Annotated in this window: 20 protein-coding genes; 16 read left to right on the plus strand and 4 right to left on the minus strand. The window is 41.2% G+C overall.

What is annotated here, in order from left to right; translation table 11 throughout:
- Window positions 1-9 precede the first annotated feature (9 nt).
- Window positions 10-1,209, minus strand: a complete 1,200-nt coding sequence (locus WFY05_RS05725) for a PSP1 domain-containing protein (protein ID WP_340111777.1) — start codon at window positions 1,207-1,209, stop codon at window positions 10-12.
- 287 nt (window positions 1,210-1,496) lie between these two features.
- Here WFY05_RS05725 and WFY05_RS05730 point away from each other — a divergent pair, with 287 nt between their 5' ends.
- The 5 genes from WFY05_RS05730 (at window position 1,497) to WFY05_RS05750 (ending at window position 6,363) form a co-directional block, all read left to right on the plus strand.
- The gene (locus WFY05_RS05730; RefSeq protein ID WP_340111778.1) at window positions 1,497-3,155 is read left to right on the plus strand and encodes a tetratricopeptide repeat protein; all 1,659 of its coding nucleotides are present in this window, start codon (window positions 1,497-1,499) and stop codon (window positions 3,153-3,155) included.
- Window positions 3,156-3,654: 499 nt separating this feature from the next.
- Window positions 3,655-4,179, plus strand: coding sequence for a hypothetical protein (locus tag WFY05_RS05735; protein ID WP_340111779.1), 525 nt, complete (start codon window positions 3,655-3,657; stop codon window positions 4,177-4,179).
- A 149-nt stretch (window positions 4,180-4,328) separates the two neighbouring features.
- Window positions 4,329-4,901: a hypothetical protein gene (locus WFY05_RS05740; RefSeq protein WP_340111780.1), complete on the plus strand. Its 573-nt coding sequence runs from the start codon at window positions 4,329-4,331 to the stop codon at window positions 4,899-4,901.
- A 51-nt stretch (window positions 4,902-4,952) separates the two neighbouring features.
- Window positions 4,953-5,561 carry a hypothetical protein gene (locus WFY05_RS05745; RefSeq protein ID WP_340111781.1) on the plus strand — a complete coding sequence of 203 codons (609 nt, stop codon included), beginning with the start codon at window positions 4,953-4,955 and terminating at the stop codon, window positions 5,559-5,561.
- 349 nt (window positions 5,562-5,910) lie between these two features.
- Window positions 5,911-6,363 (plus strand): transposase, encoded by a 453-nt coding sequence (locus WFY05_RS05750; RefSeq protein WP_340111782.1) that lies wholly within the window; start codon window positions 5,911-5,913, stop codon window positions 6,361-6,363.
- A gap of 138 nt (window positions 6,364-6,501) precedes the next feature.
- Here the strand turns inward: WFY05_RS05750 and WFY05_RS05755 are convergent, their stop codons facing one another.
- Entirely contained in the window at window positions 6,502-7,626 is a 1,125-nt protein-coding gene (locus WFY05_RS05755; RefSeq protein ID WP_340111783.1) for a DNA polymerase III subunit, read from the minus strand.
- Between the two features lie 484 nt (window positions 7,627-8,110).
- On the opposite strand from WFY05_RS05755, the gene WFY05_RS05760 reads away from it, so the two are divergent.
- From WFY05_RS05760 to WFY05_RS05800, 9 genes are all read left to right on the plus strand, one after another.
- The gene (locus tag WFY05_RS05760) at window positions 8,111-9,307 is read left to right on the plus strand and encodes a phosphoglycerate kinase (protein WP_340111784.1); all 1,197 of its coding nucleotides are present in this window, start codon (window positions 8,111-8,113) and stop codon (window positions 9,305-9,307) included.
- A 245-nt stretch (window positions 9,308-9,552) separates the two neighbouring features.
- Complete coding sequence (locus WFY05_RS05765) at window positions 9,553-9,912, plus strand: DUF6249 domain-containing protein (protein WP_340111785.1); 360 nt, start codon at window positions 9,553-9,555, stop codon at window positions 9,910-9,912.
- Between the two features lie 6 nt (window positions 9,913-9,918).
- Complete coding sequence (locus WFY05_RS05770; RefSeq protein WP_340111786.1) at window positions 9,919-10,476, plus strand: RNA polymerase sigma factor; 558 nt, start codon at window positions 9,919-9,921, stop codon at window positions 10,474-10,476.
- 1 nt (window position 10,477) lies between these two features.
- The gene (locus WFY05_RS05775) at window positions 10,478-10,801 is read left to right on the plus strand and encodes a hypothetical protein (RefSeq protein ID WP_340111787.1); all 324 of its coding nucleotides are present in this window, start codon (window positions 10,478-10,480) and stop codon (window positions 10,799-10,801) included.
- A gap of 88 nt (window positions 10,802-10,889) precedes the next feature.
- Window positions 10,890-11,321 carry a C-GCAxxG-C-C family protein gene (locus tag WFY05_RS05780; RefSeq protein WP_340111788.1) on the plus strand — a complete coding sequence of 144 codons (432 nt, stop codon included), beginning with the start codon at window positions 10,890-10,892 and terminating at the stop codon, window positions 11,319-11,321.
- A gap of 40 nt (window positions 11,322-11,361) precedes the next feature.
- Window positions 11,362-11,553: a YgaP family membrane protein gene (locus tag WFY05_RS05785; protein WP_340111789.1), complete on the plus strand. Its 192-nt coding sequence runs from the start codon at window positions 11,362-11,364 to the stop codon at window positions 11,551-11,553.
- Between the two features lie 134 nt (window positions 11,554-11,687).
- Window positions 11,688-14,282: a beta-mannosidase gene (locus WFY05_RS05790; RefSeq protein ID WP_340111790.1), complete on the plus strand. Its 2,595-nt coding sequence runs from the start codon at window positions 11,688-11,690 to the stop codon at window positions 14,280-14,282.
- Between the two features lie 60 nt (window positions 14,283-14,342).
- Entirely contained in the window at window positions 14,343-14,867 is a 525-nt protein-coding gene (locus tag WFY05_RS05795) for a hypothetical protein (protein ID WP_340111791.1), read from the plus strand.
- 79 nt (window positions 14,868-14,946) lie between these two features.
- A complete protein-coding gene (locus WFY05_RS05800; protein ID WP_340111793.1) occupies window positions 14,947-16,116 on the plus strand; it encodes a helix-turn-helix domain-containing protein in 1,170 nt (389 codons plus the stop codon).
- Here the strand turns inward: WFY05_RS05800 and WFY05_RS05805 are convergent.
- The gene (locus WFY05_RS05805) at window positions 16,113-18,845 is read right to left on the minus strand and encodes a glycoside hydrolase family 2 protein (RefSeq protein WP_340111794.1); all 2,733 of its coding nucleotides are present in this window, start codon (window positions 18,843-18,845) and stop codon (window positions 16,113-16,115) included. The two genes, WFY05_RS05800 and WFY05_RS05805, sit on opposite strands and share 4 nt — an antisense overlap.
- A 282-nt stretch (window positions 18,846-19,127) precedes the next feature.
- Between WFY05_RS05805 and WFY05_RS05810 the strand changes: the two genes are divergently transcribed.
- Window positions 19,128-19,829: a response regulator transcription factor gene (locus tag WFY05_RS05810; RefSeq protein ID WP_340111795.1), complete on the plus strand. Its 702-nt coding sequence runs from the start codon at window positions 19,128-19,130 to the stop codon at window positions 19,827-19,829.
- Window positions 19,826-21,304 (plus strand): sensor histidine kinase, encoded by a 1,479-nt coding sequence (locus tag WFY05_RS05815; RefSeq protein WP_340111796.1) that lies wholly within the window; start codon window positions 19,826-19,828, stop codon window positions 21,302-21,304. The genes WFY05_RS05810 and WFY05_RS05815 overlap by 4 nt, the downstream gene beginning before the upstream one ends.
- 306 nt (window positions 21,305-21,610) lie before the next feature.
- Here the strand turns inward: WFY05_RS05815 and WFY05_RS05820 are convergent, their stop codons facing one another.
- Complete coding sequence (locus WFY05_RS05820) at window positions 21,611-22,924, minus strand: Gfo/Idh/MocA family protein (protein ID WP_340111797.1); 1,314 nt, start codon at window positions 22,922-22,924, stop codon at window positions 21,611-21,613.
- Window positions 22,925-22,932: the final 8 nt, after the last annotated feature.

Raw genomic sequence — 22,932 nt, forward strand, 5'->3', positions numbered from 1 at the left:
GTTGCTGAACTATCTGTTATCTGAATTTCGGTTATTGGAGCGCGATCTTTGATTTCGGTTACCCGAAGAACGATTTTGTCCCTGCCGCTGATTGGGGTTGGGATGCCGTTTTTTATTTCGGCTTTTCTTGCGCTTATTCCGCTGTGGCCGATCAAAACGAGTCAGATCTTCCTGCCCCACCACATTATGAAAAGTATCCACTTCTTTAACCCCGGTATCGTATTTTTCTACCACCAGCTTTTCAGGTTTTTTGCCTCTTCGGTTCAAACGCTGCACTTCTTTCACGCGTTTAACATGAACCGGAACAAGGTTACTAGGACCATTTCCATGCTGAGCGTACCAATAGGTTCCTGAAAAAATATCGGCTTTCAGGTACGAATAGCTGGCATTTTCTGTCTCGAGCGGAATATTAGTAGGTGGAAAATCTCTTTGCGCATCAAGGTAGGAATCCACTTCGAAGTTGAGGCAACATTTTAGTTTTCCGCACTGCCCGGCCAGTTTCTGAGGGTTGAGCGAAATTTCCTGGCAACGTGCCGCACTGGTACTTACCGATACAAAATTGGCCATCCAGGTGGAGCAACACAACTCCCGGCCACACGGACCAATTCCTCCGATCCGTCCTGCTTCCTGACGCGCACCGATCTGTTTCATCTCGATACGGATGCGGAAGTTTTCGGCCAGCACTTTTATCAACTGACGGAAATCGACACGCCCGTCGGCAATGTAATAGAAAATGGCCTTTGTTTTATCGCCCTGGTATTCCACATCGCCAATTTTCATGTCCAGTTGCAGGTCCTTTACAATCTGCCGCGACCGGATCATGGTTTGATGCTCGAGCGAGATGGCTTCCTTCCATTTGTCGAGATCTACCGGTTTGGCATGGCGGTAAATTTTGCGGTATTCGCCGTTGTTGTTCAAAGTAACCCGGTGACGGTTCATTTGCTCGTGCACCAGCTCGCCCATCAGCGAAACAATCCCGATATCGTGCCCCGGATTTCCTTCAACAGCTACCAGATCGCCAACTTTCAAGCTCAAATTGTTGACGTTTTTAAAATAATCTTTGCGCGTATTTTTAAACCTGATCTCGACCAGATCGTCCTGCGGAACAGCCGATTTTATATCGGCCAGCCAGTCGGTTACTTCCAGCTTTCCACAACAGGTTTTGTTCGATTTACAGATTCCTCTTTCAATGGTATTAACTTCCGGCATAGTTGTTCGAAGTTATTGATTTTGTTCTATCCAGGGTACTCCTGAACTGACAAAAATAATGAATAATAGGAATTTAACGGGGAAAGTGTCATTTTTTAGACTCAATCTAACAAGTGTGGAAATTAAACAGACTCAAAACAAATTATCGCACACATTGCCATTTTACATTTACGAAGTGTATTTTTGCACAATTTTGGATTATAATATAAAAAAAGAAAACGGGAAATTCGAATTTTGTTGTCTCAAAAACCAAGTGTTTTCTATATTTGGAGCAAAACCTTAATCACATGACTAAAGGACTAGCATTAATTTTAATAGTTACCGGTTTTCTGTTTCTTGGTGTTTCCTGTCGGTTTCAGGCGCAAAAGGTAGAGCCGATTCTTGAACGTGCCGAAGCCTTGTTAGAAACTCAGCCCGACAGTGCCTTAGTACTACTTAACGAAATTGCCAATCCGCAATCGCTGCGAAAATCGTTGTATTACCACTATTTCCTGGTGCAAATACAGGCCAAATACAAAAGCGACCAGGATATTACCGCCGATTCGTTGGTTTTTAAAATTCGCGATTATTATGCCGATAAAAACAACATTGAAAAAGCGGCACTGGCAACCTACTATTCCGGTAGAGTATTCGAGGAGCAAAAGAATTATGAAAAAGCATTAGAACAGTTTTTCGATACCAATCAGTTTTTGGAACAAAGCGATAACTTTAATCTAAAAGGTTTGAATCAAAGTGCTATCGCATATATTTATAAAAACCAATTTTTTAAAGAAAAAGCAATTCCTTACTATAAACAAGCTAAAGATTATTTTCATAAAGCAGAAAATTATAAGAATGAAATTAGCGTGTGTAACATGCTTGGAAACTGTTATCTGGTCGAAGAGAAAGTGGATAGTGCTTTATATTTTTACAATACAGGACTAAAACTAACGGACAAATATGGATATGAAAACCTACAAGCTTCAATCAATATGAGCATGGGAGTTGCCTACCGTGAAATAGAAAACTGGGATCTATCAAAAACACATTTAAATAGAGCTCTAAAGTCCTCTCCTGATTCTATTTATAGCGCAAAATTAGCTATTAACTTTGCTAGTATTTACCAACAAGAAGGAAAAAACGATTCGGCTATTGTTTATTTACAAAAAGCAGTAAACTATTTACCCAAGGAGCCAGATAATTATACTGCGGCAAGTATTTATAGTAGGTGGTCCACAATAGAAGAAAACCGGGGAAACTACAAAGAGGCTCTTGATAAATACAAACTCTATAATGACCATATTATAGAAATTATTAGTGATAATAAAAGTGGTGCAGTACTCGACATTGAAGCAAAATACAATTTCCAACTGATTGAAAACCAGAACAAGCAACTTTTAATCGACAAACAACGCATTTTGTTGCTGTCGTTAACCCTGCTTTTGGTGTTGGCACTACTTATTCTTCTTGTGTTACGACGATCGGTGCTGAAAGAACGAAAACTAAAGGATGCCGAACGAAAGATTTATCGGATGCAGGAAATGGCGCGGAGTTTTAACGAAAAAGAAAATTCGTACCGCAATGTGTTAATCCGGCATTTCGATATTTTAAAGAAAGCAGCCTTGCTGGAGGGCTATCTGAAAGAAGATGAAAAACGAACAGGAAAGAACTTGCTGCGCAAATTTAACGATGTGGTTTACGGACAAAAAGAACTGGACTGGAATATTATTTACGATGCACTAAATACTACAAGCAATGGATTTTTAGCGCAACTAAAAAACAGGTTTCCGCAACTTGACGATTCCGAGTTTCGTGTTTGCTGTTTAATATTTGTCGATTTTAGCAATACCGAAATTGCTATTATTTTAAACTACAGCGTAAGCACCGTTCAGGCCAAAAAAAGTTCGATACGAAAAAAACTGGCGATAAAACAATTCGGGAATATCCGCGAATTTCTACTACAGTAGCTTCAAAAATCGCATACGGCTTCAGCTTAAACCAAATCCATTCGTAAAAAAAAACCTTTATGCAGGCTCTATTTCAATTTTGTTATTTAACTGGCATATTGGTGTTTAACAAAAACACCCTTGCCAAAAAACCTTTATACAACTTAAAATGGCTTGGTAGTTGGATTAATCACTATTAGGTTTGCCTATAAATAATTTACAGATCAATTGTTAACAGAAGACCAGTTATGTTGTTCTTCAATTTAAATACAAAAACATGAATAACTTAAACAAACTTCAGTACTTAATCGCAGGTCTTTTATACCCACGCTGGTGCCGATTTGTAATCGGCTCCCCTCACCGTTCGATTGTACATGGTACGGCTTTGAATTAATACCATTGTATTAATTAACACTAATTAAGTTAAGTAGAATCAAAAATTGTTAATTGACCTAAATCCAATATTTTATTAATACGAATGTTCATATAATTGTCTTCGAAAACTTTAAACATTTTAATCATGAAACAGAATTCCATTTTACTTTTAATCTTTAGTCTTTTCCTTTTTTCGTGTGATAATGACGACCCCGTTGTAATTGAAACCAGTCTTCCGCTTACGGTACCAATTGAAGTAAGCGAAGCATCGGCAACAGAGCACGAGTCGGGGAGAACGGATTATGCATTTACAGCTTCGGAAACTTATTATCTTAGCGATAATGATGACCTGAAAGACCAACTAGATGATATTTTAAATATCTTCAGTAGAGGGTCTTCGGCCAAAATAGCTGGTTTTGCTGAAGGAGATACGGTAAATTATCTGTCAATTTCAATAGGGGAAAGTACAGTGGGCATTAATACGCCTGATTCACTTTACTTTACTTCAACATCCAATCCGGATTTGGGATTCGGATATGCCGCTTTTGGAGATGTATTGATGGAGGAAAAACAAATTACAGTTACCGTAGAAGGAACCACCCGAAATGCACCAATGAATTTTGACTTAAATTTTGAGCTAGTAATAGAGGCTGCACTCGCCGATGAATAGAAATGCCGCGCGATTGTATCGCGTGGCTAACAATAGGCTAATAAAAAAATAAAACCACGCGTAAGGTACTTGCGGAAGCGTGGTTTTAAATTTATCATAATGGCATAGTAATTGCAAAGCAATTGAACAAAACATAAAACCCAATTAGCATGAAAAACCTAAAAAATCACCATTTTAGAATCGTAGGTCTCATTATTATTTTATTCACATCAGTAAGTACAATTAGTGCCCAAAATAAAACCTATTTAGGGATTGACTTTGTGAATGAAGTTGCTGACAGAGATCATTTACGTCCGGGAGTTGGACTTAATATCGCAAGAACTTTTGGCAAACATAGTGGAATAGAAGCCGGGGCTTATTACCGGACTTACATCCAATCTCTGTCTTTTAGTATGGCTGGCCATTACTTTGATGCTGATATTCGCGAAAGCCATTTGTCAATCCCCGTCCTCTATAAATTCTCATCGCGAATTGTAAATGTTTCTGCCGGGCCAACTTTTGAGGTTTTTCTGGGGTGGAAAGATAAATCATCCCCAGATGAAGTAGAAATTGATGACTATGATATTGATCCAGATTATAATTTAGGCGTCATGTTTAAGTTGGGAAAAGACCTTAAACTATCGGAGAAATTAGTATTTGAACCGGAGCTTCGCTTAAATCCCATTTTCAGTTTAGAACGGGTTTATATAGGCCTGGGTTTAAAGTTAAAACTTGATGTATAATCATTAATTTTGATGTAAACCCTGAACTTTCAAGCGACGCAATAATTACTGATGAATAAAAGCTTAATACTCATAGTACTATTGATTTTTAGTTTTAACACTGTTAAAGCTCAATTTTCAAAAGATCATGCTATATACTACTCCGACGGGTTGAATATAGGCAACTATGTTGGACTCGACTTTAATCTGAACTATGTATACAAAGAAAAGTATTCTGTAAAAATTGGATACATCTACAATACGAGAAAACCAAAATCTCAACCCGATGACTATTCCTCAGGTTTGGCCAATGCATTGCTTTTTGAAGCAACCAATCCCCACGATAAAATGGAAAATTACCAACTTGCTTTGGGGAAAATATACAGCCTTAATGAAAGTAGAACGATAAGGGTTAATTTGTCAATCGGATTAGGTTACACGGTACTAAACGAACCCGAAAACTGGCAAAAAATAGAGTCAGGATTTGTAGCTGAGAATTATACCTGGAATTACGAAAGGCAAAATACATTTAGCTTAATAATAAATCCGAAATTAGAATTTCCTTTTACCACTATTTACGGGTTAAGCATTTCGCCTATGGTACAGCTAAATAAACATAGAAGCTATTTTGGTATAGGCGTTGGACAAATGATAGGAGTATTAAGAAGCAGAAAAAACTAATCCCTCGTTGATGCTGGTTAGTAATCAGTACCTTTTTTAGCTTTCGCTCTTTCAGAGCGATGAGTGAACTTTGCCAGAAACACAGGGCGGTGCCCTGTGTTGTTGCTTACGCACCGTTGGTGATTTTTTTTAGCAGTTGGATTTTAAAATACCTGCTAACAAAGACTTGCAAACGCAACTTTTTTGTACATAAAACACACATCAAAAATAATTGCTAAATTGAGGCTATCATTGTAAGAAATAGCCCAAGGGGCTAAAAGCATTAGCAAAGGGCAACGCCCTGTGAAAGAAAAGTAGAATTGATCATCGCCCTGAAGGGGCAAAAGAATAACCACATAAAAACACAGTTATGCCTCAATCACTATCGAAAGTTTACACCCACATTACATTCAGCACCAAAAACCGACAGAACCTCATCGATTCCGCAATTGAACAACGTCTTTTTAATTATCTCGGTGGTATTTGTAAAGGGCTTGATTGTTCTCCGGTCCAGGTAGGAGGATTTAAAAATTATGTGCATATACTATGTACGCTGGCCCGGGGTACAACACAGTCAACTCTGCTCGAAAAGTTAAAAAAGGAATCATCGAAATGGATTAAAACCGTTGATAATAAATACCATAATTTTTACTGGCAAAATGGTTACGGTATTTTCTCTGTTAATCCATCAGAGATCGATATTGTCAAAGAATATATACTTAAACAAGCCGAACACCATAATGCGAAGACATTTGAAGATGAATTTCGCGCCTTTTTAAAAAAGTATAAGATTGAGTACGATGAAAGATATGTTTGGGATTGAATGCTTTCGCTCTTTCAGAGCGATGAGTTAGTTCATTCATATACACAGGGCGGTGCCCTGTGTTGTTGCTTTAGCACCTTTGGCGCGACCATCAACGTAGTTGTATTTTAAAATTCCTAACCGTTTAAAAATAACATTTTATCGTTTAATCAACCTTACCATTCTTAGTGCAGTATCCAAAAACACAATTCGCGGATTACCGTTCATACTGATGTGTTTGATGCCCAGCTCGAACTCGTTGGCAAAAGGCACAATGTTGCGTTCGTTAATAAAAGGAGCGAATTTTTTGCCCCATTCTTTTTCGTCGCGGTTCATGTACACCAGTTCGCTGCGTTTCATGTTCGAGATGAAATATTCGCGAACCAGTCGAAGTGCCGCTGCAAAATAAGCTTTTTGTTTATCGCGCCCGATTTTTGCCATTTCATCGGCCCAATCGATTAATTCGCGTACCTGCCGGGCATAGGCATAACGCATCATTTCCTGGAATTTTTGAAAATAAAACTGCTCATCGTCGCCGGGAGTAATGTATTCCATTGCCCTGTTGTAACTTCCGTTTGCCAAATGCACTGCGTCAGGAATAATTTCGGGATCGATACTTTCAATTTTAGCCAAAGCAGCACTCAGCGAAGCATTGTCGATAAACGGGAATTTTACCAGTTGCGCCCGAGAACGGATCGTCCCGATCACGCCTTCTTCGTTTTCGCTGATCAGTATAAATAGTGTTTTACTTGGCGGTTCCTCAATCATTTTAAGGAGTTTATTCGAACAAGCGAGGTGCATTTTCTCGGGCAACCAAATGATCATCACCTTAAATTCCGACTCAAAAGATTTTAGGTTGAGTTTTCGTAAGATAGTCTCGCTTTCGCGTTCGTAAATCAATCCCTGGGCATTGCCCGCATCGATGTGACTGAGCCAGTCGCTGAGTTCGAAATACGGAGATTCGAGCACTCTTTCGCGCCATTGCGGCAGGAAATCGTCGCTTACCGGATTTTTCAGATGTTTAGCGTTGAACACCGGAAAAACAAAATGCAGGTCGGGGTGCGCCAGTTTCTTATACTTGTGGCACGACGGACATTCGCCACACGAATCTTCTTCGCTGCGATTACGGCACGAAACATACTGTGCATAAGCCAGTGCCATAGCCAGTTTTCCTGTTCCGGGCTGTCCGGCAAACAATTGCGCATGACTGATACGTTGTTCCTGCACCGAGCGAATGAGGCGCTTCTTTATATCGGCTTGTCCGACTACATCTTTGAAAAACATAAAGCCAAAAATAGCACTTTATGTCGTTCCGAAAGAGGAAGGATGGATAAATCTGTTTTGTTGAGGGAGATTGTGCATTGGGCACTGGTCATTTACCATTCATCTGATGACTATGTGTTGAAACTGGGAGTCACCTGATGAATAAGAGCAGGGTAGTGGGCATTAGGCACTAGTCACTCTGAGAGATTGCTTCGGTCGCAAACTCCCTCACAATTACGCGCGAAGCGAAGTAATCTGTCGTTATGAACCACTGCTACTAAAACATGGAGGACGAAAAGCTCGCAGCTTGTATCTCACAGCTCACGGCTGTTTTCAACAATTTAGCAGTTCAACAATTCAATCCTTCTGATATTCGAATCCTCAACCATCCAATGCTACTTTACCCTAACATTAAATTCATGAAGCCCTGAAAAGAGCCCTGTTATGGCGTTGCATTAATTCTTATCTTTGAATGATTTTCTGATAATCTAAAAAATACAATAACATGCAAACAATTAGCAGCTACGATTTTAAGGGCAAAAAAGCACTTATCCGTGTTGACTTTAACGTGCCTTTGAACGAAAATTTCGAGATTACCGATGATACCCGCATGCGCGCCGCGCTTCCAACCATTAAAAAAATTATAGAAGGCGGAGGTTCGCCGATCATCATGTCGCACCTTGGACGTCCGAAAAATGGTCCGGAAGAAAAATTCTCGCTGAAACCATTGGTAAACCACTTGTCGGAATTGCTGGGTGGAGCAACCGTAAAAATTGCTCCTGATTGCATTGGCGACGAAGTAAAAGCCATGGCCGACGACATTAAACCCGGCGAAGTGTTGATTCTTGAAAACCTTCGTTTTTACAAAGAAGAAACTGCCGGCGATGAAGAGTTTGCTAAGAAACTGGCCGAAAACGGCGACTGTTGGGTGAACGATGCTTTTGGTACGGCTCACCGTGCACACGCCTCAACCGCTGTTATCGCTAAATTTTTCCCGAACGATAAAATGTTTGGTTACCTGATCGAAAGTGAAGTAGAAAGCCTTGATAAAGTTGTAAAAGAACCAAAACGCCCGCTGACTGCCATTATGGGTGGAGCCAAAGTAAGCTCGAAGATCACGATTATTGAAAACCTCCTGAGCAAGGTGGATAACCTGATTTTAGGCGGTGGAATGACTTACACTTTTGTTAAAGCCAACGGCGGTAAAGTGGGTAGCTCAATTTGCGAAGACGATTACCTTGAAACAGCTAAAAATATTGAAAAAGTGGCCAAAGAAAAGGGTGTTAACCTGATCATTGCAACCGATGTACTGGCTGCCGACGACTTCAGCAACGACGCCAACACAAAAATTTGTGCGGCCAATGAAATCGAAGACGGATGGCAAGGTTTGGACGCCGGTCCTGAAAGTATTACCAAAATGAAGGAGGTAATTGAGAACTCGGGTACTATTCTTTGGAACGGACCTGTTGGTGTTTTCGAAATGCCAACTTTTGCCGAAGGAACCAAAGCAATTGGTGCAGCCATTGTTGAAGCCACTAAAAAAGGTGCCTTCTCGCTGGTAGGTGGTGGCGACTCAGTAGCAGCTGTTAATCAGTTTGGCATCGCTCCCGGGGTTTCATACATTTCAACTGCCGGTGGTGCACTGCTCGAATACCTCGAAGGAAAAACACTTCCAGGTGTTGCTGCCGTTCGTGGTGAATAAACACCACTGAAGCAGCTAAAACTGCGATCAACCGAAATAGAATAGATACAACCCGGTTTGTCCGTCAACTGACTGATAGATCGGGTTTATTTTTTACTGATGCTCGATTCTGGATACTTGATATTTGATACTGGATTCTTGATGCCCGTGGGGCGTAGCTCAGAACTTATAGCTTTCTGCTAAAATATTTGTAACCTTTTTTTGGTCTACCCTATCAAAGGAGAAATTTTAAAAAATAAATCGATATGGAAGATGTAATGTTAACGATTGTGTGGACGGCTTTCTTTGCCGCAATCTTTTTAGGCTGGTACTTTTACTTAAAAGCCAGAAACAAGGAACGAATGGCTTTGATTGAACGCGATAAAGACGTATCGCAAATTTATGTCCGGCCTAAGCGCGAAATCCGTTTTTATTTCCCCTGGCTAAAACTGGGAATCATTTTTACCGGATTTGCGCTAGGATGGCTCATTGCATTTGGTGCCGTTGAGTTTGGTTTGGATAAACGCGAAATACAGGAAGAGCCATTAATTTTTGGAGTTATTTTTCTTTTTACTGCTATTTCCATAATTGTAGCTTATCTTGTAGACCGGCCAAAAAACAAATAGCAATTAATGGACGACCTTTATATTAAAAAGGTATTAGACGGTGATACTGAGGCTTTCAGGTATTTTGTCAGTCAGTACAAGGACATGGCGTTTACCTTGTCGATGTCGGTGGTAAAGAACGAGTTTGTGGCCACCGATGTGGTGCAGGAGGCCTTTATGAAAACTTTTCAAAACCTGAAAAAATTTAAAGGAAATTCAAAATTCAGCACCTGGTTTTACCGCATTGTTGTTAATGAGTCGATCAAGGTGATCCGAAAAAAAGGGGAGCAAAGTATGGATCTGGACAACTCGCACCACATACATCCGGTAAGCGAACCATCGGCCATCGATCAAATGAAAGAACTTGAGCGGGAATATCACATTAACGAAATCCTGACCAGGTTAGCTGCCGGCGAATCACTGGTTCTTCGTCTGTTTTATTTAAATGAGAACAGTATTGCCGAAATTTGCGAAATAACGGGATGGTCGGAATCGAAAGTAAAAGTTACGCTGCACAGGGCACGAAAAAACATGGAAAAGCAATTGACAAAAAAGTTAAAAGGTGAAGCTAAAACATTGATTTAAAATGGAAGAAAAAGAGTTAAAAGAATGGATGCAGCATTCGAAACTGGAGATCAAACTTCCGGATTTTGAAGAAAATGTAATTGATGCAATTCATGAAAAGCAAGCCAGCGAAAAATCGGTATGGAAAAACATTCGCTGGTCGTGGTTCTTTTTTCTGGTTGGACTGGCGCTGGGATTGATTGCCACAACTTTGTTTGCCTCTTTCGAGTTTGAATTCTTAGGTAGCAACAACTCAAGAATTGTGCTTTTGGTTTTCGAAATCATTGTGATTTTTATTCTGGCGAGTCAGTTCGATCGGCTTATTCGCGTTACTTTCAGAAAATGAACAAGATGTCGTAAAATAATTAATTGAGCCCGGTTTATCATCTGATAGCCGGGTTTTTTATGCTAAAATTGGTAACTTTAAAAGAAAAATGAACAGCAAAAGTATATTGGTCGACGATCATTTTCCGGCTCAATACAACTGTGCACAAACCGTTGTCAGTTTGCATGCAGAAGAACTTGGAATTGATAAAAAAACTGCCCTGCGCATAGCCAGTGGTTTTGGTGGCGGCATGGCCTGTGCCGAAACTTGCGGAGCAGTTACAGGTTCGTACATGGTTATTGGATTAAAATACGGACACGACACTGCCGATCCCGAAGCCAAAGCCGCAACCAAACAAAAAATACAGCTGTTCAACGAAAAATTTAAGGCAGCACACCAATCACTGATCTGCAAAGAGCTAACAGGCTACGATATTTCAACACCCGAAGGACATGCAGGAGCAACAGCAGAAGATGTTTTTCATAAAAAGTGCCCGGCTTTCGTAAAAACGGCCTGCGACATTTTTGCTGATGAACTTTAAACGAAATCAAGAGTTAATAACATAAAACAATTCTAAGAGTATGAAATACAATGTAGGTTCCGTAGATCGTTTGCTTCGAATAATTGTAGGTTTGATCATAGCCATTCTTGGTGTAATCTTCGACAGTTGGTGGGGACTGATCGGTATTGTTCCGTTGGCCACCGGTTTGTTTAAATTCTGTCCGCTTTATGTTCCTTTTAGTATATCTACCACAAATAAAAAGGACAGTTAATTCTTGTTGAAAAACAGCACACATGCCACTGTTTTGTAACAGCCGGCATGTTTTGTGTATCATAATTTAGCAGGATTTTTAGGTAAATCCTGTTGAATTTCTCAACTTTATCCGCGCTTAAATTTAAAGTAATCATGAACTCGATGTTGAGAACTACATTTATGGCCCTGATTGGTATGCTCCTCTTTTCGGCCTGTAACCAAAGCCCCAAGGACCCAAACCTGATGACACAAATAAAATTAAACGAGAACTGGACATTCAAACAATCCGACAAGGAGGATTGGATGCCTGCAACCGTACCCGGTACCGTTCACACCGATCTGCTGGCCAACGGTAAAATTGAAGATCCCTTTTATCGGCTGAATGAACTGGATCAGCAATGGATCGACAAGGTAGACTGGGAATATAAAACTATATTCATAGTAGACAAATCACTTTTAAATAAAGATCGCGTAATCCTTGATTTTAAGGGCCTCGACACTTATGCCGATGTAATATTAAATGGAGTATCAATCCTGTCGTCCGACAACATGTTCCGCGAATGGAAAGTGGATGTAAAAGAAAAGCTAAAAGCAGGAGAAAACGAACTTCACATAACATTCCTTTCACCCATTAAAGAAGGACTAAAAAAATACGATGCCAATGGTTTTGTTTACCCGGGTGCCGAAAACGACCAGGCCGAACGCGGACAGGTTGAGGGCAACAAACGAGTTAGTATTTATACCCGGAAAGCGGGTTATCATTATGGCTGGGACTGGGGCCCGCGCCTCGTAACCAGCGGTGTTTGGAAACCGGTGATCCTAAAAGCATGGGAAGAAGCCAACATCGAAAACCTGCAGATTGTTCAACACGAAGTTTCGGATGATAAAGTAACATTTACTGCCGTTTTTGAAATAGATGCAGTGAAAAAAACAAAAGCCACGATTTCAATCGACAACGACGGAGAAACACTGGCAACCAGCGCCGTAAATCTTACTCCCGGAGTAAACAAATATTCGGTAGATTTCGAAATCGCCAATCCTCAATTGTGGTGGACGAACGGATTGGGAGAAGCCCATTTATATAACCTTTCAGGTGTGCTTGATGTAAAAGGGCGAAAAGTGACCGAAGAAACCCGCATTGGAATTCGAACGCTGGAACTGGTACGCGATAAAGATGACGAAGGCACTTCGTTCTATTTCAAACTCAACGGACATCCGGTGTTTATGAAGGGAGCCAACTACATCCCTAACGATATGTTTCTGCCACGTGTTACCAATGAAAATTACCGCACGGTGATTGAAACGGCCAGGAACTCGAACAACAACATGCTTCGTGTTTGGGGCGGTGGCATATACGAAAACGACATTTTTTACGACTTGTGCGATGAAAACGGAATACTGGTTTGGCAGGACTTTATGTTTGCCTGCGCCATGTTCCCCAATAATCCCGAGTTCCTCGATAACATCAGACACGAAGCCATTGATAATGTAAAGCGTTTGCGCAATCATCCAAGCATTGCATTGTGGTGTGGTAACAATGAAATTCTTACGGCCTGGAACACCTGGGGCTGGAAAGGACTGGCAGAACAAGAAGGCGATGATGTACCCGAAAAAGTTTGGCAGGCTTACGTCGATATTTTCCATAAAACCTTACCCGAAGTGGTGGATGAATACGATCCTTCACGCAGTTACTGGGGCTCAAGCCCTTCGTCGGGACTTGGCGTTCAAGCCGACCTGATAAATGGCGACGAACACTATTGGGGTGTTTGGTGGGGCAAAGAACCTTTTAGTACTTATGCCACTCACCTGGCGCGTTTCATGAGCGAATACGGATTCCAGAGTTTCCCTGATATATCGACCGTTCGCCAATATGCCGAACCCGAAGATTATGATATTTATTCGGAGGTGATGAAATCGCACCAACGTTCATCGATCGGTAACGAAACCATCGAATATTACATGTTGAAAGAGTACAACCACCCGAAAGATTTTGAGTCCTTCCTGTATGTTAACCACGTACTTCAGGCCGACGGAATTAAATTCGGGCTGGAAGGACACCGCCGTGCCATGCCTTTTTGCATGGGAAGTTTATACTGGCAAATCAACGATGTTTGGCCGGTGGCATCGTGGAGTTCGACCGATTACTACCAAAAATGGAAAGCGCTCCAGTATTACGTTAAAAAAGGATTTAGCACGGTTTTGGTCAGCCCTTACGAAGATGATCTAAAATTTAAGGTAGGCATTGTTAACGACCGTCTGGAGCCGATTAATGCAGACTTGCGCCTTAGCCTTATAGATTTCGATGGAAATGTGATTTGGGAAGAAGCTTCGCTGGTAGAAATACCCGCCAACTCGAGCGACGATTACTATGAAGTAAACAAGTGGGAATTCCGCTATAAATACCGACGCCAAATCAACGATGCTGTATTTAAAACCGAACTGGTTGAAAACGGAAAAGTAATTTCAAACAACTACTACTATTTCCTTCCATTCAAAGATCTGAGAATAAAAACGCCAATGGTTGAGCACAGCATTGCAAAAAGCAATAATGGCTTCGACATTACTTTGAGCACCGATAAACTGGCCAAGAACGTATACCTGCAAATTGGCGATGAAGAAGGATTTTTCTCCGACAATTATTTCGATTTACTGCCCAACGAAAAGATTACTATAAACCTGAAAACAGGTATTTCGGAAGACAAGCTAAATGAAGTGCTGACGATCCGAACGCTGGATGATGCATTTTAAACGATAATGGAAGAATGGCATCTCAGTGGGATGCCATTTTTTTTAAGCAAATTTATTAACATGCGATTATTATTTTTTCTTCTTGCAGGGCTGATCTTGCTTTTTGGTGGGAAACCGGCCAAGAATACCGGCATTTACCTGGAGAAAGGATCGCAGTTAATCGCTTATCAACTTACGGGTGACAAAGGGAAAGTAAGTTTCGAGTACCTCGACGAAGGCAATTATAAGATCTCCGTGCTTTTCCCGCAACAGGAAGGTAAATACATAAAAGACAAACCCAAACACCGCACCCTGAGCAAAGCCAGCTACAATGCCAAAAAGAAAACTTACTACTACCAGGGCAACGAAGGTTATTTTGCCATTAAATTCAGCGGCTTGTCAAGAATTAAAAGCGAAAATTTTAATGCAGTTTTCCACGAAGAAAAGAATGGAGAGGACACTTACAATGTAATTTTGCAGTTTGGTGCACATGGGAAAAATGCATCCATTTCAGTTTCTGTTGAGGCATTAACGGCCGCTCAATTCAAGAAGGCAACCGACAAAGCCACCAACATTTCTACCTTGTCCATTCCTAACATACGTTAAAAAACCGCTCGGAAACAACGGCAACAGAAACAACCAAAAGTAAAATTTGTAATTTTAAGGCGCTAACAACTCTAAAATAATGGTAAAGTCAATAGCCTTATTGTTACCAATTTATGTGACATTAATGTGGGCGCTGGTATTTTTATTTAAACGAAATTCACCAATTCCTGCCAATAAAGTATTGGGATATTTTATGCTTACAGCATCCATCCTATACTGCTCGCATGCCATTTACTTTCATCAGTTTTACCACCTCTATTCATTCGTCGACAGCCTGTACCTGTATTGCCTTCTCACATTGTATCCACTCTTTTTCGCCTATATTTTAGTGCTTTCAACACAGGAGTTCAACCGCAAAAAGTATTTGTTGAATTTTCTGCCGGCAGCAATTATTGGTTCTGTTTCTTTGATTTTAAACTTTGTAATGAGCCCCGACCAACGTGTGATTTACGTTAAAGAAATATTGATAGCACGGAATTTGAAGGAATTGGATTTATTCTCGGTAGTAGGAATTAAGGGTGCAATTTTTCTCTTGGCCCGAATAATTTTTATCGCCCATGCATTTATTTACCTGCTTTTAGGAATTCGCATGGCCAACAAACATAATAAACGTATCAACGAATTTTTCTCAAATACTGAAGGGAAAAAAATGAATTGGGTGCGCAATATCAGTATTATCATTCTGGTTGTTTCCATGGCCGGTATTGTTTTTTCATTGATAGGACGCAGCTATTTCACGCATAAACCGGTATCATTACTTGTTCCGTCATTGCTTTTTAGCACCATTTATTTTCTAATCGGATTTCATGCTAACCAGCAACACGTGGTTACCGAAAACCTCGATGAAACTACGGAGGAGAAAGAAAGTGATATCGTGACTACTGATGGTGTCCAGGATGTTAAATTAAAAACGAAATTGCTGAACCTATTCGAAACGGAGAAAATTTATACCCATTCTGATCTACGGATTACAATACTTTGCGATTTACTTCAAACGAACCGCACCTATATTTCGCGGCTGATAAATGCTGAATTTGGGGTGAACTTCAACGAATTTGTTAATCATTACCGGGTACGTGAAGCCGAAAAACTGTTGTCTTCGGCCGAGAACAAATCGTACACACTCGATTACATTGCCGAAGAAGTTGGCTTTGGAACCGGCAATTCGTTTGCACGTGCATTTAAAGAATACAAAGGAGTTACTCCTGGTCAGTATCGTAAAAATATTGTGCAGAAAAAAGCAATTTAATACTGTTCCTTTTTTCGTATTATAAGACTCACATCCATTGGATATTGCCCCGAATCGGCACCATAAACCGACAGTCCACCGCGGTTTTGAGTTTGCTCATCAACATGAAATTGAATAACAACCTGACCCGAATTCAGCACCTGTTCTTTTAGGGGTTCGTCGAATTTCGCTACCACAACATACCCATACGAACCGGCTTCGTCGAGTAACCAAGGTTTGCTGTGGTCATCGCTTCCCCATTCCCATCCGGGTTCCTGGTTCATCCACGATAGAATGCCACGATGATCGGCAGGATCGTCGGACAATTCAACCTCAGCAATTTTCTGTTCGTTGGCCACTATTTTTACCAACGATCCGTGCATTTTCTGATCGGTTTGTGGATAACTATTTTTGCCGTATCCCGGAATTGTTCCTTTTTCCGAAACGATCTCCATACCTATGCGCTCTCCCTCGCCTTCTTCCAGGTATTTTTCCTGCGGATAACGAGAAGCCAATTCAGCCCTCAATTCAATTGATGCTATCTCTTCTGCCGATAGATCTCCCGGTAACTCAAAAATGTATTCAAAAAACCCTGAGCCCATTCCCCACACTTTTGCATCGTTTTGGCGAGCCATGTATTTCACCGACCACAAAGCATCGCTAAACTCATTCGCAGCTTTTGTTAAAAGAATCACATGCCCGGGTTTTTCGCCTTCAACTTTAAACGGTACAAAATTGTGCTGAAGTACATTTCCATTATTATCAAGAAGCTCTGTTGCAAAAATTCCGGTCAGTGCCAGGTCCGGCAAATCGATCTTCACAGGTTCCAGTTCTACGAATTCAAAAGGTCGTGCACTTGCCTCCACTTCTCCGCTTACAATTTCCCGTTTTTCGCCTAAAGCATCCCAGCCATAAAACTTGTACCTGATTTTTAACTGCTCAGGAATATCCGAACTAACAGCCCCGATTCCCAGTGGAATTTCAACAGAACCTCCTCCTTTATAAATTTGATAAAAATCCTTTCCCGGAACCACATACAAATCAGTGTGAAAATCTTTCATCGACATACCCGGACAAAGTTTATCGAGCCCAAATTCTTTTTTGCTGCGATCGAAGCGATAATAACCATTCCATTCGTTAATCACATCGTGGAATTCAGTAAACAGAAATCCGGCAATTTTTGGGCGTTTTCTGAATTCGTTCATCATAATGTGGTATTCCCAGGTAATATCGATATCGCCTGTACTTCCAGAATATCCCCACACCGCACCACATTCGGAATTAAACATCGGTTGATTCCCCTGAACATTATCTCCAATAAAATTAAAACCGGAACCGGGATAAGTATTTTCGCAAATCCTATCAAGAAAACCTGCCCAGTGACGCGCCGGGGAATAACGGTGCCAGGTATTGATGTCGGTGATCACATGATCCCAATTACAGGGTGAATTGTCTTCTACCAAACGCGTAGGATCGAAAGCTTTGGCTTTGTGATACCAACTACGAACCCAATCCTGCGTTTCCGGAGTATAAACACGATCGCCATCCTCATTCTTACTAAACAAACCCCAGGTTTCGTTGAACAACACCCATGAAAAAATGGAGGGTGAGTTGTAATCGCGGGCTATTTCTTCGCTGGCCACCTGCTGCCAGTTTGCCTTTGCCGTGCTGTCGGGCTCACCCCAGAAATTCGGAATATCTTCCTGCACCAGCAATCCCAATTTATCGGCCCAATATAATTTTCGTGGCATTTCTGCTTTTATATGAATGCGGATCCCGTTCAATCCCAGATCTTTTGCCCGCTGAATTTCCTCCTTCATAAACGCGTCGGATGGGAAAGTGTAAAATCCTTCAGGATGATAACTTTGATCGAGCGTTAAACGTAGGTAAACGGGTTTATTGTTCAGAGCCACATAGGTAAAATCCTGACCGGGAATTTTAATGGCCGAAATTTTCCGCATTCCAAAATATGACGCTACTTCATCAATCTGAGTTCCATTCATTAATGTTACTTTCACTTCGTACAAAAAAGGATGATCGAGGTCCCACAACTTCATGTTATCAATCGGAATTGTAAATGCTGCTTCCTTGCTTCCGGCCGGCAAATCAGCCTGAAAATTAATACCGGAACCTGTTAAGAAAAACTCCGTATTTTGCGTCAGTTCCCTATTCAATACTACTTTTACACCTACTTCCTCCGCATCAATATCAGGAGTGAAATACAAGGCTTCGATGTGTGTTTCTGTGCGCGCCTCGAGATATACCGTTTGCCATATTCCTTTCGCATTTCCATAGTATTGTTTCCCCGACGGGCGGTTATCCAACTCCTCATCTTCAACCCGAACCACCAGTTCATTTTCGCCCTCCCTCAAATAGTTGGAAATGTTAAAGTCGAATGGCGTATATCCTCCTTTATGATCGCCGACTTTTTGTCCGTTTATCCAAACTGTGGTATGAAAGTCGCTGGCGCAAAAATTCAGGAAAATATCTTTTCCCTGCCACTTCTCCGGATCTTTCAAACTAAATTTTCTTGAATACCAGCCATAATCTATGCCGGGCATGCGCATTCCGCTGGCTGAACTCGCCCATGAAAAGGGAACTAGTATTTCGTCGGTGAAACTTTCGGGAGCAGTTTGCCAGTTTTCCTTTAAACCAACATTGGCCGAATCGGGCATAAAATTCCAGATCCCATTCAAATTCTGCCAAACAGAACGTTCAAAATTGGGGCGCGGATGTTCGGGAAGCGGCATTGTATCTCTTTCTTTTCTCTGACATGAAAATAGAAGAGCCGCAAGGAAAAATATTAAAATTCGGGAATTCATGGTTTTGCAATTTTCTGTTTAATTGTTTTATAAAATTAACGACTTTCCACCGATTTTAGCTAAAAATTATGATCATTACTTTCAATTTCTTCTAAATATTCTGTTTGATTTCCTCCGGCAGATAAATCCTGTTTTACAGAAAAATAATCACTTCGTGACCTTTTTGTGATACTTTGTTGTTACTGTTGTATAATAATTAATTCATATTCAATGGATAAGGTTTTGTTGATCGAAGATGATCCACACATAAGAGAGTTGGTGAGCATCCACCTGAAAGACCTGAATCTGGATGTTGACGTATCGGAAGACGGTCGCGACGGCTACCAAAAAGCAAGTAGCGGTGTTTACAGCTTGATCATTCTGGACCTGATGTTGCCCGGAATGGACGGACTGGAAGTGTGTCGTTTGCTGAGGGCCGACAAAGTGAAAACGCACATTTTGATGTTAACCGCCAAATCGGAGGAAATTGATAAAGTGCTAGGACTGGAAACCGGCGCTGACGATTACCTTACTAAACCGTTTAGTGTACGCGAATTTATTGCCCGCGTTAAAGCCATCCTACGCAGGCTGAATTCATTAAGCACAGAAGATGATAGCAACAACGGAGATCAGGTAGTGATCGAAGATCTGAACATTGATATGGTAAAACGGAAAGTTACACTGAAGAACAACAAACTCGATCTTACGCCGAAAGAATTTGAATTGTTGGCCCTTTTGGCGCAAAAACCGGGAAGAGTTTACAGTCGTAACGACCTTTTAAGCAAGGTGTGGGGCTATAATTTTAATGGTTACGAGCACACGGTAAATTCACACATCAATCGGTTGCGCTCGAAGATTGAACCGGACATCAATCACCCCAAATACATTTTAACAAGCTGGGGAGTAGGTTATAAATTCAATGACGAATTATGAGAAAGAATAAGATATTCAGCAGTTTATACTGGAAAGTGTCGGGAATATTCCTGGCATTCACGGTGGTTCTTACCATCATTTTCATTTACATATCTGTAATATTTTCAGCTGATTACAACGACGAGGCACAGCAAAAAATAAACGGAGAAATTGCAGCCGGTGCCATAAAAGAGGTGTCGCCAATCTTCATTGACGGCCAGGTGAATGAAGAGGCCATTTCGGTTCTGATGCATTCCATGATGGCGGTGCACCCCAGCATAGAAGTGTACCTGCTCGATCCCGCCGGAAAAATCCTGAAATTTGTGGTGCCTGAACAGGATGTTAAAACCGAATCCGTTACGCTTGAGCCCATTAAAAGGTTCCTTAACCGAAGCAACGATAAGGCCATTAAAGGAGATGATCCCAGAAATCCAGACTCTCCAAAAATATTCTCAGCAGCCGAGATAGTTGAAGATGAACAAATGAAAGGTTACATGTACATCATTCTGGCCAGTAATCAGTACACATCAACCATGGCGGCACTCGAAAACAGTTTTATCCTGAAAATTGGGGTACGCACCATTTTGATTGCAGTTTTACTTACCTCAATATTAGGTTTGTTGGCCATTTATGTGATCACGCGAAACCTGAACAAGATCATTACGGCCTTTCAGCGATTTAAGGGTGGCGATCATTCCGTCAGAATCAATATGAAAACTGGTGGTGAACTTGCGAATGTTGCCGATACATTTAACAGCATGGCCGAAACCATCCAACAAAATATTATTCAGTTAAAAAGCGTGGAAGAATTGCGAAAAGAACTGATCGCCAACGTTTCGCACGATTTGAGAAGTCCTGTCGCTTCCATCCAGGGTTTTGCCGAAACCATTTTATTGAAAGAAAAAGACCTTTCGGAAGCCGAGCGCATAAAATACCTCGAGATCATTCTTCAGAATTCGGTGAACCTTAGCAAGTTGGTGAATGACCTTTTTGAACTGTCGAAACTGGAAACCAATCCGCAAATGATCCAACCTGAACCGGTTCAGGTAGCAGAATTGGTGCAGGATGTTGCCGACAAATTCCAGATCATTGCCCGCGAAAAAAACATCAGTATCAATACCATTTATTCGAAAAGTTTACCGCTGGTTTACGCCGATATTCAAATGACCGACCGCGTTTTCCAGAACATTCTGGACAATGCCATCAAATATTGCAACCCGGGAGATGTGGTGACGATTGAACTGGAATTGCAAAAAGAAGCCGTGCTGGTTAAAATTGCCGATACGGGAAAAGGAATTGCCGAAGACGACCTTCCTTATATTTTTACCCGCTACTACAAAGGGAAAAAAACCAAAGGTGCAAACAGCACCGGACTTGGACTGGCAATCGTGAAAAAAATTCTGGATCTGCATAAGTCCACCATCAATGTGTATAGCAAGCTGAATCAGGGAACTCGATTTGAATTTAATTTACCACTTTACAGTGTGGCTGGTTAAGTTTCATTTTAGGATTCATCCAGAAAGTTAAACCTAAAACAATACTATTTATATAGTAGCTATATTTAATTCATATTCTGAATAATAAATACTAGTAGTTAAATATAATAATGTCTAAGTTTTCACCCGAAACTTCAAAAATTACTTTACTTTGTTTTCAATTTTATAAGAAAAACTGAAGGTTTTATTCATAAGTGTAAAAAGCATTTTTACTATTTAAATAGTAGATATTCTCGATTGTAATATTTCAACAAAAAAGCAGGTTCTTGATCGAACTTGCTTTCAATATTTTGAACCTTAAGTGAACTACACTTTGGGTAATTCCCAGGGTGCACGGTAGCTTGGAACAAGCAAAGCATTTGCTTTATCATTATCGATAAATCGACTGTTATCGGAATCCCAGTACAAACGTTCGCCGGTTTTAACCGCAATGTTTCCAAGATGAGCCACACGGGCTGTATTGGCAGCAATACCAATATGGCAGTTGGTATTTGTATTTCCGTCCCTTATACAATCCACAAAGTTTTCCATGTGGTTGTTAAGTCCCTGTCCGTCGCCGGTCTTTAATTCAACCCGATCCATTTTAGGATTGTTACCACCTTCAGGAATGACCTCCCAGCCAGCTCTATCCACAACCAAGGTTCCGTTATTGCCCACAAAGCCAACACCGTGACTTCTGCCATAGTATCCTCCGTCAATTCCGGTGGCGTGGTCCCAGAGCATTGTATAATTATCAAATTCAAACAAAGCCTGCATGGTATCCGGCGTTTCCGCAGCATCGTCAGGGTAACCGTATTTCCCACCCATCGACATCACTGATTTAGGCGCTTTGGCCTTCATCCCAAACAATCCAAAATCGATGATGTGCACGCCCCAGTCGGTCATCAGGCCGCCGGCATAATCCCAAAACCAGCGAAAATTAAAGTGAAAACGATTGGGATTAAAAGGTCTGGCTTTTGCCGGCCCCAACCAAAAATCGTAATCCACTCCTTCGGGAACAGGTCCATCAGGTTTTACAGGAATCGACTTCATCCAACCCTGGTACGACCAGGTACGAACGGCACGTATTTGACCGAGTTTGCCCGAATACACAAAATCCACTGCATCGAGCCAGTGTTTGTCGCTGCGTTGCCACTGACCTACCTGTACAATATTTCCATAACGCTGCTGTGCGCGCTCCATAATATTTATTTCTTCGATGGTGTTACCCAGCGGCTTCTCGCAATAAATGTGTTTGCCTTCTTGTGCTGCATAAACAAAAGGAATGGTGTGCCAGTGATCGGGTGTTCCAATAATGATCACATCAATTCCGGGCTCTTCCAGCATTTTCCTGAAATCCTTAAAGCCTTTAGGTTTTGTTCCCTGAATTTTCTCGACGTCGGCAATGCGTTTGTTTAATACATTTTCATCCACGTCGCACAGTGCGGCACATTCGGTATTCTTCCGACCTAAAAATGCTTTCAGATCGGCAAATCCCATTCCGTTTACGCCTATTACACCACACACCAGTTTTTCGTTTGCGCCTGCGCACGAATTCATGGCCATGGGCATTCCGGCAGCCATAGTTACTCCGGCAGTGGCCATAGCTGTTGTTTTAATAAATTCTCTTCTATCTGTCATTTTAATTG

Source organism: Maribellus mangrovi (assembly GCF_037646455.1).
Lineage (GTDB): Bacteria > Bacteroidota > Bacteroidia > Bacteroidales > Prolixibacteraceae > Draconibacterium > Draconibacterium mangrovi_A.